The sequence below is a fragment of the Rossellomorea aquimaris genome (assembly GCF_008180865.1).
In the GTDB taxonomy this organism is placed as follows: Bacteria; Bacillota; Bacilli; order Bacillales; family Bacillaceae_B; genus Rossellomorea; species Rossellomorea yichunensis.
Window position 1 is genome coordinate 396,620 of the sequence record NZ_VTEX01000004.1, and the last position, 13,022, is coordinate 409,641.

Consider the following 13,022-nt stretch of genomic DNA (forward strand, 5'->3'; position numbering starts at 1 on the left):
CTTTTATGCCGCTCTTTTTATATTCTTAAATGTACTCTTTGACAGGACCGATTTCTCCAGGCGATGAGCCATAATTCCTGCACACACGGCTAATATGATATCCTTCGGTAAAGGAACCACCATCCAGGCCCATGCAAGTTTATATGTAAATCCTTCAGGAGCTGCAGCCCAAAGCTTGTATGCTGCATACATCCAGTTCGTACCAACCACATAATTGACAGTCATCCCGACTAGCGCCGCGAAAATGTAGACCTTGATTCCTTTATGTTTTTCTACGATTTTACCTGTAATGTATGCTGTGAAAATAAACGAAACGATAAATCCGAATGTCGGGCTCACAATAGAGGATAATCCTGCTCCAAATCGTGCAAATACCGGAACACCCACGAGTCCCACCAGTGCGTATACTGTCATGGAAATCGCCCCGACCCTGCTTCCAAGGATCGCCCCTGCTAAAATGGCGAAGAACGTTTGTAACGTAATGGGAACGCCGCCCACTACCATAAAAGGTACGAATGTCGTGATGTTGGCACCTATCGCCATAAGTGCAACAAACATCCCTGCCAGTGTAAGATCGATTGTCCTTAATTTTCTGTTCATCTGTCTTCCCCCATCTGTCTTTTTTCTACAAGATAAGGATATCGCTTTCTTTAAATATATGTCAACTTAAATTTATTTATAGTTAACAATAATTGTTACTAATAAGTCCAATTCGTAAAGATTGATCTTTTTAACAGAAGATCTGCTTGGTTCTGTCCATTAGTGTGTGAAGGATGGTGAGGGGAACCGCTCCGCTTTCCGCGGACGTTCGGCCGAGCCTCCTCAGCTTAGCCGAACGGGGTCTCGGCACGCCCGTACTTCCGCAGGTGTCTACGCAGTTCCCCTCACCATCTATAAGAAAATCGCGTGACAGAGATTAAAAGTGACAAAAACAATCTATAGAAAACAGAATTTCATTACACTATTGAAGGCGACCACTGCCCTTCACTAGAGGTAATTTAACGCGGAGCAAAAAAGATTATGTACAGATAAGATTATTTTTCGATCCTATTTTTTTGTCATTCAAGGAAAGGATATAGCTAATCCTGCAGTTAACATTTGGTACCATACACAGACGAATTAAAGGAATTGATTAACCAATTGAAAGTAAGTCCACTGTTCTTCCAAATTATGAGTTAACATAATATTTTTACTCTTTTGTATATAATTTGTTTATCTATACTTGCACAGAGTGGATTGTAGCGGAAGGCACTTGACTCCTGCGGGAAATAGAGGAAAGGTCGAGACCCCGCAGGGCAAAAGCCCGAGGAGGCTTGACTTCCTCCCCGAGGAAAGCAAGTGCCTGGAGCGGAAAGGAACGGTCTATGTTTTCCTATGTTTTTGACTAACATTCATTCAAAAGATAAATTTACTTCTCCTGACCTGACTCAGCATAATCAGTGGAAGAGATTCCAAAAGAGTGTATAGAAAAAGGTCAACGAATGAATAATTTCTCCAGGAGAAATATTCATTCGTTGACCTTATGCTTTCATGAAATCATAGGGGCTGATGCCTTCCATTCCAATCATTGGATCCTCATTCAGCAAGATTTCTTCTATGGGTAAGTCTTCTTCAGAAGAAATTGCCGTGTTCTTTGCAGCGGTTAAACCGTTCAGTTTTTCGCTTAGGGTTGTTTTGCGGAGAAAATCATCTTCTCTCTCAACTCCAAGCGTAAAAGCATCAAGCTCCCCACAAAGAATGAGGAATTGCTTGCTCCTGGTAATGGCAGTGTAAAGAAGATTCCTTCTCAGCATCCGATAATAGCTTTTCACGACAGGTAAGATCACAATGGGAAACTCACTTCCTTGTGACTTATGAATCGAGCAGCAATACGCATGGGTAATTTGCATGAGATCTTGTCTCGTATAGGTGACCTCATTTCCTTCATATGAAACAATGATCATATCTTGCTTCTCAGTGTTTTCCTTCGCATAAAAGATCGAGACGATTTCACCGATATCCCCGTTGAAAACATTGTTTTCAGGTTGATTGACAAGTTGAAGAACCTTATCCCCAATACGATATTTCACATCTCCAAATGCGATCTCTTTCCGGGTACCGTCATTGCTATTGAAGATTTCCTGAAGGAGTTCATTCAATCGATCGATACCTGCAGGGCCGCGATACATAGGAGCAAGGACCTGTATATCTCTCGGGGAGTACCCTTTTTTCTTGGCGTTCTCAACGACTTTTTGAACGACTTCGGATATTTGATTGGTTCTGCATGGAAAGAAGGATCGATCTTTTTGCTGTTTGGTCAGATCTGCAGGAACCTGTCCCCTTTTCATATAGTGAGCAAGTTCAATAATGGAAGAGCCCTCTTCCTGTCTATAAATATCCGTTAACCTGACTGTCGGCACCACTTCCGATTTCAATAGATCCTTTAGTACCTGGCCGGGACCTACAGACGGTAATTGATCCTCATCCCCGACAAATATCACTTGAATATCTTCAGGCAGGGCCTTCAATAATTGATGGGCAAGCCATGTGTCGACCATGGACACTTCATCCACAATTAACAACTTCCCTTCAATAGCACGTTCTTCATCACTCTGAAATCCTTCTTGACCGTTCCAGCCTAGAAGACGGTGAATCGTCATGGCAGGGAGGCCCGTGGATTCTGTCATTCTCTTCGCCGCTCGACCAGTCGGGGCTGTCAGTAAGACAGGGAAGGGTTCATCTTTGTAATCCTTGGGATCCAAGGAGCAGCCATGGAGATCAGCAAACAGCTCGACAATCCCCTGAATGACGGTCGTCTTACCTGTTCCGGGTCCACCGGTCAACAGGAGCATGGGAGACATCAACGCTGTTTCGATGGCTTGTTTTTGGGAAGGTGCGTATTGAACTCCCAGTCGGTCCTCCAGTGCTCCAAGTGACAGAAGAAATTCGGATTGAGGAAATTGATCTTCATATTGGGTTTGAGACAAAATCTTTTCGATGTTTGTCACGATCCCTTTTTCCGAGAAGTAAAGAGAAGGAACATACACTTTTGTGCCTTCTCCAATGACTTTCCCCTCTTCCTCCAAAGAAACCAGTTGACTGGATATTTCAGTGTAATCGACCTTTTCGGGCTGACTTTTCTCAAGGAGCTCCTTCACCGTTACAATGAGTTCTTCTGCCTCGAGATACACATGGCCCTGCTTTACACATGTTTGTTCAAGGGTGTACAAACAGCCTGCTTTGATCCGGTCGGGATGACTGCCTGTCAAACCAATCTTAGAACCAATCTCATCGGCCCGGGTAAAGCCGATTCCTTCAATATCTTCCACGAGCTTATAGGGGTTATTTTGAATGATCTCAAGCGCCTGCTCTTTATAGGCTTGATAGACCTTCATGGAAATTTGAGGTCCAAACCCCAGATCATTCAGCATGATCATGACCCGCTCCAAGCCTTGATGCTCGGAAAGCGTATCATAAATACTTTTCGCCTTTTCCTTTGGAAGCTTTGGAATTTCATCAAGGAGGCTTGGATTTTCGAGTATTTTGGTAATGGCATTTTCCCCGATATGTTCCACAATTTTCTCAGCTGTTTTCTTCCCGATTCCTTTAAATAAATCACTTGATAAATAATGGACGACACCTTGTGTGGTTTGTGGGATTTCTTTCTTGAAATGCTTTGCATGAAACTGCATGCCAAACTTTGGGTGCTCTTGAAACCTCCCGTAAAACACGTAGGTCTCATCTTCATGAATCTTAGGAAAATTCCCGGTTACGACCGCTTCTTTGTCTTCATAAGTATCATTCGTTTCATCTACCCGGATACGGACGACGGTATAGAGATTTTCCTCATTATGAAAAATCGTGACAAGGTGCCTTCCTTTTATATAGATTTCTTCCTCACCAAACAGCTTTAAAGAATCTTGCTGGCTCAAATCAGTGAACCTCCTAACTATTCACTTTGTTCATTTTTCAGCTTTTCGATCATCTTGATGCCATAGCCCGCCAGCATATGATCTGGTTGAACTTCGATTGCTTTGTTGAAATACATCAGCGCCGTATTTGCATCATCCTTATGGCCAGCATAGGCAACCCCTAAGTTGTAGTAAGCATCTGCGTGAGTTGGGTCTGCTTCCACTACTTGAGATAATTGCACAATCGCTTCTTCGTATGCTTCAACCTTCGCTAAGCATAGACCTAACTGGAAGCGTGCCTCTGTGTCCTCTTCATTCAGTTCGACACTTCGTTGTAAGTAAGGAAGAGCGAGCCTCGGCTGCTCTAATTGGAACAAACTGACTCCAAGCATGAAGTAAACGTCGGCATTTTCCATACCTTTTGAAACAGCTTTTTCAAACTGATCCTTTGCTTCATCAAAGTTATTTTCATTAAAGTACAGGTTCCCCAGGGAATAGTATGCTGCCCCTGCATTGTCGTCGATCGAGATCGCCCGTTCGAAAAACTTCTTCGCCTTTTCATTGTCTCCAACTGACATTAATACGTTCCCGAAATTAATATATCCGACAGGATCCTTAGGGTTTTCTTCGATGGCTTCTGTAAAAAGCTTCACAGCCTCTTCTACTTTTCCTTCTTGTAATAACTCAATTCCTTTTAAATTCTTATCCAATTCAAACACCTCTATATTGTTATGATTTATGTATGCAAGTTGAGTAAGGTACTTTCCCGCGTATCGCCTTCTAGTATAACATAAGGTACTCTCAATATTGATATCCATCAATGATGAAAAAAGGACTGAGAGAAGAGAGTTTGTACATCTCTTCTTCTCAGTCCTTTTCGTGGGTAGCCTTAACCTACGTACGTAAGTTTTTTCTCATCTTTATAAATGGTATCGATGGTTCCTCCACCCAGACACTCATCACCGTTGTAGAAAACAACGGCTTGTCCTGGTGTAACAGCACGTATAGGCTCGTCAAAGATGACTTTCACCTTACCATCTTCTAAAGGAATGACCGTTACGTTGTTATCATCCTGACGGTAACGGAATTTTGCCGTACAGGCGAATTCAGCTGGTTTCTCTCCATTTGAAGTCCAGTGGACATCCGTTGCTAGAATGGAATCGGAATAAAGGGCAGGATGCTCAAAGCTTTGACCTACATAGAGCACGTTTCTTTCAAGGTCCTTACCGATGGCGAACCAAGGCTCACCTGCTCCACCTATACCCAGTCCATGACGTTGGCCAATCGTATAGTACATCAATCCATCGTGCTTTCCCATCACTTTACCATCTAATGTTTCCATCGTTCCCGGTTGGGCAGGTAAGTAATTGCTTAGGAAATCTTTGAAGTTGCGTTCACCGATGAAGCAAATCCCCGTACTGTCTTTCTTGGCAGCAGTTGCAAGGCCCGCTTCCTTAGCAATTTCCCTAACCTTTTTCTTGTCGATGCCGCCTAGGGGAAACATCACTTTTTCAAGTTGCTCCTGCCCTAACTGATTGAGGAAGTACGTTTGATCCTTATTGTTGTCGACACCGCGGAGCATCTTGTATTCTCCATCACGGTATTCAACCTGTGCATAGTGGCCGGTTGCGAGATAATCTGCACCAAGTTTCAGTGCATGATCAAGGAATGCTTTGAACTTAATTTCTTTATTACACATCACATCCGGGTTTGGTGTTCTTCCTGCTTTATATTCATCCAGGAAATACGTAAACACTTTATCCCAGTATTGTTTTTCAAAATTCACAGCGTAGTAAGGAATACCAATTTGGTTACATACCCGAATCACGTCGTTGTAATCTTCTGTTGCGGTACAAAACCCATTTTCATCGGTATCATCCCAGTTTTTCATGAAAATCCCGATGACTTCATAGCCTTGTTGCTTTAATAATAATGCGGCTACGGAAGAATCTACTCCACCAGACATCCCAACGACCACTCTCGTATCCTTTGGTTCTTTTTTCACTAACGCCACCTCCTTATTCGTTCAATCGCCCTTTTCAGACGACTTTCTTAAGTTGTTAATCGCTTCACGATTTTTGCGACTTCATGGGCAGTCCAGACAATCTGCTCATCCGTGTTCCCCTGACCAAAGCTGAAACGGATGGAGTTCCTTGAATTCCCTGACTGTTTGCCAAACATCGCGACCAATACATGTGAAGGCTCTATAGATCCAGCCGTACAAGCAGAACCGCTTGATACAGCGATACCTGACATATCTAGATTCACCAGCATGGACTCTACATCCGTGCCGGGAAAGCTTAAGTTTAGCACATGGGGCAATCCATGCTCAAGAGATCCGTTCTCTTCAAAATCAATGCCTTCTCCGGCTAAGGTCTCTTTCAGTAAAACCTTGAAACGAGGGTATTGAGAATTCTTCTCTTCAATGGTTTTTTGAGCAATTTCTACAGCCTTTCCAAGACCAACAATGGCAGGGACGTTTTCTGTACCTGCTCGGCGCTTTCTTTCCTGTTCTCCACCATATAATCCAGGCTGAAGTTCCACGTTTTTGTGTGAATAAAGAAAGCCTATTCCTTTAGGACCATTTATTTTATGACCCGAAACCGAAAGCAAATCGATTCCAAGCTCCTTCACGTCAATGTGTGTCAAGCCAAACGCTTGTACAGCATCTGTATGAAAATAAGCCTGATGATTTCGAAGGAGCTGTCCAATTTCTTTAATCGGCTGAATCGTTCCTACCTCATTATTCCCAAACATAATCGTAACAAGTATCGTATCATCTCGAAGTTCCCTTTGCAGTTCCTCCACTGATATTCTGCCAGTACGGTCAACCGGTAGATAGGTCACTTCAAATCCTTGGGATTCAAGAAATTCACACGCATGTAAAACCGCATGATGCTCGGTTTGTGTCGTAATGATATGATTTCCTTTTCCTTTATTCGCCCCGGCTGAACCGATAATTGCTAAATTATCCGCTTCAGTTCCTCCGCTGGTAAAAATGATTTCATTGTAATCTGCATGAATGCTTTGAGCGATGATGGTACGTGCAGAGTCGACAAGATGACGTGATGCACGGCCAAATGAATGAATGCTCGATGGATTACCAAAGTACTCCTTCATCACTGAAGTCATTTCTTCAATTACTTCATGATGCATGGGAGACGTTGCAGCATGATCCAGGTACACTCTTTCCATTTTTCGTTACCTCCTAGATATAGAACATGTATGCATCTGATTCACCGTCATCTGAATGACTGGCTAAATCTTCTATCGTTGTATTATCGAGTACTTCTTTAACGGCATCACGGATCCGGATCCATAGCTCACGTTTTGCCGGTTCTTCATCTTCAATTCCTTCTACAGGACTAATGGGCCCTTCAAGGATCCGGATAATATCTCCCGCTGTGATTTCAGATGGCTCATGTCCCAACACATACCCACCGTAAGCCCCCCGGATACTTCTAACAAGACCGCCATTACGCAGTGGCGCAACCAGCTGTTCAAGATAATGTTCCGACAGCTCATGCTGCTGTGCGATTGTTTTCAGTGAAGTCGGCCCTTCACCATGGCGTTTAGCTAATTCAATCATAATCGTTAAACCGTATCGGCCTTTAGTTGATATCTTCATGTCCAGCACCTCTACTATATTTAATAACATCTCGTTTATCGGGACGTATTTTTCTACTATATTGACTTTTGTTATTATAGCATATCCGTCCTCTCACTGTGAAAGGGGCAGCTTCATACACTCCCCCCCTTTTTTCCCAGCCACAATATTTCCTTAAGAGAACCTCCTATGATAAAGTGAATTTAACTAGAACGTCAGTTTGGAGAGATGTTTCATGTCGATTAAACCACTTGCATTTAAGATGAGACCGAGGACTATTGATGAGATCATCGGGCAGCAGCATTTAGTTGGAGAAGGAAAAATCATAGACAGGATGGTAAAAGCGAAGCAGCTGTCATCCATGATATTATACGGTCCACCGGGTATCGGAAAAACATCCATCGCGAGCGCCATTGCCGGAAGTACGAAATACCGTTTTAAAACACTGAATGCCGTAACCAATAATAAAAAAGATATTCAAATTGTAGCAGAAGAAGCCAAAATGTCCGGGAAAGTGATCCTTCTTTTGGATGAGGTGCATCGCTTGGATAAAGGGAAGCAGGATTTTCTCCTTCCTTATTTGGAAAACGGTATGATCACATTGATAGGTGCAACGACGAGCAACCCGTACCATGCCATTAATCCGGCGATCAGAAGCAGATGCCAAATTTTCGAGTTAAAGCCGCTGACGATCGATGAAATGAAAATCGCCTTGCATCGGGCCATCGGAGATGAAGAACGTGGATTAGGTGGATATTCACTTAATGTAACCGCCGAAGCGATTGACCACTTTGCAAGCAGCAGCTTTGGAGATGTGAGGAGTTCGCTGAATGCCTTGGAACTGGCTGTCTTGTCCACTTCACCGGATGAAGACGGTGTGATTCATATTGATGTCAGCATCGCAGAAGAGTGTCTGCAAAAGAAAAGTTTTTCACACGATAAAGATGGAGACGCTCATTACGATGTCGTAAGCGCGTTTCAGAAATCGATCCGCGGGAGTGACGTGAATGCCGCTCTTCATTATTTAGGCAGACTCGTTGAAGCCGGGGACCTTCCGAGCATCGCCCGCAGACTATTGGTGATTGCCTATGAAGATATCGGACTTGCCAACCCCCAAGCGGGACCAAGAACACTGGCGGCAGTCGAAACAGCTGAGAAAATCGGGTTTCCGGAAGCGAGAATTCCTTTAGCCAACGCGATTATAGAGCTTTGTCTCTCACCTAAATCGAACTCGGCGATCACGGCCATCGACCTTGCACTCGGTGATATCCGTAAGGGAAAAAGCGGCGAGGTTCCGGATCACTTGAAAGACGCCCATTATCAAGGGGCAAAAGAACTTGGTAGAGGGATCGAATACAAGTATCCACACAGCTATGAATCAGGGTGGGTACCCCAAACCTATTTACCAGAAAAACTTAAGAACGCTCAATACTATACTCCTAAATCGACAGGCAAGTTTGAACAGGCGATTGCTCAGGTGTATGAGAAGATTAATAAGCAGATGAAATAACAAAAGCGGAGGCGGCTCGTTCAGAGGCGACAAGCATAAGGCGAACCTGCCGGAAAGGCGCGTTCTTTGCCTTTTTGGCAGGTTTGACTTATGACCTCGAGCCTCTAGCCGCCGGAGCTGGATGACACAAAAGCGGAGGCGGCTCGTTCAGCCCCGACAAGCATAAGATGAATTGGCCGGGAAGGCGTTCTTTGCCTTCTTGGCCAATTTAGCTTATGACCTCGAGCCTCTAGCCGCCGGAGCTGGATGTCACAAAAGCGGAGGCGGCTCGTTCAGAGGCGACAAGCATAAGGCGAACCTGCCGGAAAGGCGCGTTCTTTGCCTTTTTGGCAGGTTTGACTTATGACCTCGAGCCTCTAGCCGCCGGAGCTGGATGACACAAAAGCGGAGGCGGCTCGTTCAGCCCCGACAAGCATAAGGCGAACCTGCCGGAAAGGCGTTCTTTGCCTTTTTGGCAGGTTTATTTTAGGGATAAGCTCTTTTTTTAACGTGTCAATGCCATATCTCTCCACCCAATCATACATTAGTAAAAAGGCCTGGAGGTGTATGGATTGATTATCATTGAAAATGGATTGTCAAGTATTGGGCAGCAGAATCTATCACCTGTAGAAGAAAGAATCGTTAAAGCGCTGGAAAGCAGTCCTACTGAGTATCGCTACCGTAACTTAGGAGAGCTAAGATTTGAGTTGAGGATGCGGGAACGATTCATTGTCAATGCAAGGAGCATGGATGAGGGTGACGCCAAATTCGCTGCTTTTGAATACTCCTATTTTAACTCTACTTTTTGGATTAAGACTCCCTACGGATATAGACTTCGCGACTCGAAGCTTCCATCAGAGGCCATTGAAGATATATTCACAAATAGCTCTGCCTATAGCTTCGAATGCGTCACCAGCATTGTCCTCATATACTATAAATCGATTCTTGATACGATCAGGACTTCTTATTTTAATCAACTGTTCTCTCCCCTTTTAGTCTGGGGTCACAATTATGACGATGATATGAGCATGGTCACCTATGAAGGCGTGGACTATATTCCAGGGGATGTTTACTATTTCTCTAACCCTGACTATGACGATCCGATATGGATGGGGGAAAATTCTGTGTTCTTAGAAGAGGATCAGTATTTTGGTCACGGTGTGGGAATCATGACTCATGATGAAATGATAGAAGCTTTAAATACTCTTCGAAAAAAAGATGCTACTGAATCAGCCTTTCTCCTTCAACAAGTCACACGTTTGAAGTTTTCAGATTTATACCGGTATGCATAAAAGTGACGAACTCTGATGAGTCCGTCACTTTTTTGTTAATTTTTAGTTGTCCAGCTGCTGCGACCCTCGAGGTCATAAGTCAAACTTCCCATAAAGGCAATGGACGCCTTTCCGGGAACTTCGCCTTATGCTTGTCGGGCCTGACCAAGCCGCCTACGCTTTTCTATGCCGCCACATCTCTCTTATTAAAGACGATGAATGCAAGAAGCTGGAAGATGATGAAGTAGATGATGAGCATGGTGATCGAGAAGCCCATGGTCATGCCGTCCACTAGCGGTGGAGTGAAACCTGTGTATTGAGTCAGATCTGTGTTCGCGAACAAACTGAATTTCGCCCAGTCGAATCGAAGAGCGAGCAGGCTCGTTGCATTGCCTCCCACAAATAATAGAAACAGGGAAATCCCGATAGCCAGTGAGCTGCTTCTGAACACAGTTGAAATCATGAAGGCCATTGTAGCCATCATCACGACATCAATGGTTTTCAATAAGTAGGTTTTGAGCAAATACCCGACAATGTTCTGTTCGACTACCTTCCCATCCACATACGCCAGGTGGGTGGACTGATCTGTACCGCCAAATAATAGAAGCCCGATCAGGAACGATACGACGAATAATACTAGTAGCATGCTCATTCCGTATAAGATGACGGTGAAATACTTCGATAGAAGGATCTTTGTCCTTGAGATAGGACGAATGAGTAAAAGCTTGATCGTACCCCAGCTGAACTCACTTGCGACAATTCCCGCTGCCACAATGATGGCAAACAGACCTACAACAAGTACGGAAAAGGCATTCGTTTCAACAAACGTCCAAACCGTTTCTTTCACTTTCGGCTGAATGTCATTTTCAATGCGATATTCATTTAACGCAATTCTTCGTTCCGTGTCTTTCTCTATGAATTTGTTCATATTTGGATTTTCCGACAACATTTGTTTATCTGCTTCCACTTGCGCTGTGAGTTCCTGCTTCCAGTTTTCCGATTCCTTCGCTTTCCCGTCATCATACTTCGTAAAAGCTGCCGTCACTCCGATAATGAGAATAAGCAATCCGAGCATGACATATGTTCCGACCCTTTTAAATATTTTTGTCCATTCATTTCTAATGAGACTAAGCATGCACGACCTCTCCTTTTTCATTCGTGATTTCCAAGAATCTATCTTCCAATGTCTTGGCAATTGGCATGACACTATAGATTTGAACATCTGCTTCCACAAATGCCCGTATGACATTCGGTACTTGTTCCTTCGTTAAAGCGACCTGTACTTCCGAACCCTTCGTTTCATATTTGATTCCAGGATCGAACTTCTTTAGTACAGCTTTGACCTTTTCTACCTCATTCACCTCAAAATGGTAAACCTGTTCGGAACCTTCAACGAAATCACGTACCTGCTGAACATCCACAAGCTTTCCGGATTGGATGATCCCGATTCGATCGCACATCATTTCCATTTCAGATAATAAGTGACTAGATACGATTACCGCCATACCCTCTTCCTGTGCAAGCTTTCTTATATACGCACGAATTTCACGGATACCGGCAGGATCCAAGCCATTTGTAGGCTCATCGAGTATGAGAAGCTTTGGTTTATGGAGCAGGCATTGCGCCAGACCCAAGCGCTGTCTCATTCCAAGTGAATAGGTTTTCACTTTATCATTGATGCGGTCTGTTAAACCTACCAGTTCGATGACTTCCTTCATTCTTTCTTCGGTGATTCCATTTTGCATGCGGGCAAAATGTTTTAAGTTTTGATATCCCGACATGAACTTATAGAGCTCCGGGTTTTCAACGATGGCACCAACATCCTTAATGGCACCTTCGAAATCTTTTTTGATGCTTTTCCCAGAAATCAGAACGTCTCCTTTTGAAATATTCATTAATCCTACTATCATTCGGATCGTCGTCGTTTTTCCTGCTCCATTCGGGCCCAGAAAACCGAATACTTCCCCTTCATACACATCAAAGGATAAATTATCGATAATGGTCTTGCCTTTAATAACTTTTGAGACACCCTGTAATTGCACAACCGTCTTCATCATTTCATCTTCCCTTCTTTTTTCGATGTTTGCTTCAACCACTGCAGGACAGACAATCCTTCTATTTCTCTAAGCTCTTCTACCTGACAGTGCCCTTTAATTTCTCCATCATTGATGATAAACGCTTCATCAAGTATCCCTTCAATTTCATCGATTTCATGGGTTGCTATGATCACTGTCTGATTCCCGAAATCGATATAGGATAAGAGGCCTTTCACGATGGAGTCCCTTACCATGGGATCCAACCCTGAAAATGGTTCATCCAGGAGCAGGACCTCCGTATTTCGGGACAGGGCAAGAACAAGCTTCAGTCTGCCGCGATTCCCTTTTGATAAATGCTTGATTTTTTTCTTACTGTCCAGTTCCATGAATTCCACTAGCTCATGTGCCCGCTGTATATCAAAGTCCGAAAACTGAGAAGAGTAAAACCGGATCATCCCATCAACGGTAAATGCTTCATAAAACATATCCAACTCTGTTAAATACGCCACTTCACCGGCTCGTTTCCGGGTGATCGGCTTACCGTTCATGGTCACTGAACCAGCACTTGGAAGAACCAATCCCGCGATCATCTTTAAAGTGGTCGATTTCCCGCTGCCATTTGGGCCTAGCAGACCATAAATCTTCCCTTTTTCGAAGTGAAACGACGTATTCTTCAAGGCCAATTCATTTCCATATTTTTTGGTGACAGCTTCAAATTTCACAACCACC

The 13,022-nt window shown here is 43.8% G+C and carries 11 protein-coding genes; 2 read left to right on the forward strand and 9 right to left on the reverse strand.

Annotated features, from left to right (window positions below; genetic code table 11):
- Positions 1 to 3: 3 nt before the first annotated feature.
- The 6 genes from FZC88_RS17375 to cymR form a co-directional block, all read right to left on the reverse strand.
- Positions 4 to 600, reverse strand: a complete 597-nt coding sequence (locus tag FZC88_RS17375) for a biotin transporter BioY (protein ID WP_148995798.1) — start codon at positions 598 to 600, stop codon at positions 4 to 6.
- Positions 601 to 1,520: 920 nt separating this feature from the next.
- The gene (gene recD2 / locus FZC88_RS17380) at positions 1,521 to 3,911 is read right to left on the reverse strand and encodes an SF1B family DNA helicase RecD2 (RefSeq protein WP_148995799.1); all 2,391 of its coding nucleotides are present in this window, start codon (positions 3,909 to 3,911) and stop codon (positions 1,521 to 1,523) included.
- Positions 3,912 to 3,928: 17 nt separating this feature from the next.
- On the reverse strand, positions 3,929 to 4,600 hold the full coding sequence (locus tag FZC88_RS17385) for a tetratricopeptide repeat protein (protein ID WP_148969772.1): 672 nt from the start codon (positions 4,598 to 4,600) through the stop codon (positions 3,929 to 3,931).
- A gap of 179 nt (positions 4,601 to 4,779) precedes the next feature.
- Positions 4,780 to 5,895 (reverse strand): tRNA 2-thiouridine(34) synthase MnmA, encoded by a 1,116-nt coding sequence (gene mnmA, locus FZC88_RS17390; RefSeq protein WP_148995800.1) that lies wholly within the window; start codon positions 5,893 to 5,895, stop codon positions 4,780 to 4,782.
- A 47-nt stretch (positions 5,896 to 5,942) separates the two neighbouring features.
- Positions 5,943 to 7,085: a cysteine desulfurase family protein gene (locus FZC88_RS17395; RefSeq protein WP_148995801.1), complete on the reverse strand. Its 1,143-nt coding sequence runs from the start codon at positions 7,083 to 7,085 to the stop codon at positions 5,943 to 5,945.
- 13 nt (positions 7,086 to 7,098) lie between these two features.
- Complete coding sequence (cymR, locus tag FZC88_RS17400; protein WP_044339554.1) at positions 7,099 to 7,518, reverse strand: cysteine metabolism transcriptional regulator CymR; 420 nt, start codon at positions 7,516 to 7,518, stop codon at positions 7,099 to 7,101.
- 214 nt (positions 7,519 to 7,732) lie between these two features.
- On the opposite strand from cymR, the gene FZC88_RS17405 reads away from it, so the two are divergent.
- Positions 7,733 to 9,007, forward strand: a complete 1,275-nt coding sequence (locus tag FZC88_RS17405) for a replication-associated recombination protein A (RefSeq protein ID WP_148995802.1) — start codon at positions 7,733 to 7,735, stop codon at positions 9,005 to 9,007.
- 551 nt (positions 9,008 to 9,558) lie between these two features.
- Positions 9,559 to 10,278, forward strand: coding sequence for a protein-glutamine gamma-glutamyltransferase (locus tag FZC88_RS17410; RefSeq protein ID WP_148995803.1), 720 nt, complete (start codon positions 9,559 to 9,561; stop codon positions 10,276 to 10,278).
- 163 nt (positions 10,279 to 10,441) lie between these two features.
- On the opposite strand, the gene FZC88_RS17415 is transcribed toward FZC88_RS17410, so the two are convergent.
- From FZC88_RS17415 to FZC88_RS17425, 3 genes are read right to left on the reverse strand one after another with little or no spacing between them, the layout of a single operon-like run.
- On the reverse strand, positions 10,442 to 11,392 hold the full coding sequence (locus FZC88_RS17415) for an ABC transporter permease (RefSeq protein ID WP_148995804.1): 951 nt from the start codon (positions 11,390 to 11,392) through the stop codon (positions 10,442 to 10,444).
- On the reverse strand, positions 11,385 to 12,311 hold the full coding sequence (locus tag FZC88_RS17420) for an ABC transporter ATP-binding protein (RefSeq protein WP_148995880.1): 927 nt from the start codon (positions 12,309 to 12,311) through the stop codon (positions 11,385 to 11,387). The genes FZC88_RS17415 and FZC88_RS17420 overlap by 8 nt, the downstream gene beginning before the upstream one ends.
- Positions 12,311 to 13,021, reverse strand: a complete 711-nt coding sequence (locus FZC88_RS17425) for an ABC transporter ATP-binding protein (RefSeq protein ID WP_148969778.1) — start codon at positions 13,019 to 13,021, stop codon at positions 12,311 to 12,313. Before FZC88_RS17425 ends, FZC88_RS17420 begins: the two co-directional genes overlap by 1 nt.
- Between the last annotated feature and the right edge of the window lies 1 nt (position 13,022).

Coding starts and splice junctions, on each gene's coding strand:
- FZC88_RS17375 (WP_148995798.1), bottom strand. CDS start 600: ATGAACAGAAAATTAAGGACAATCGATCTTACACTGGCAGGGATGTTT.
- FZC88_RS17395 (WP_148995801.1), bottom strand. CDS start 7,085: ATGGAAAGAGTGTACCTGGATCATGCTGCAACGTCTCCCATGCATCAT.
- cymR (WP_044339554.1), bottom strand. CDS start 7,518: ATGAAGATATCAACTAAAGGCCGATACGGTTTAACGATTATGATTGAA.
- FZC88_RS17405 (WP_148995802.1), top strand. CDS start 7,733: ATGTCGATTAAACCACTTGCATTTAAGATGAGACCGAGGACTATTGAT.
- FZC88_RS17415 (WP_148995804.1), bottom strand. CDS start 11,392: ATGCTTAGTCTCATTAGAAATGAATGGACAAAAATATTTAAAAGGGTC.
- FZC88_RS17420 (WP_148995880.1), bottom strand. CDS start 12,311: ATGAAGACGGTTGTGCAATTACAGGGTGTCTCAAAAGTTATTAAAGGC.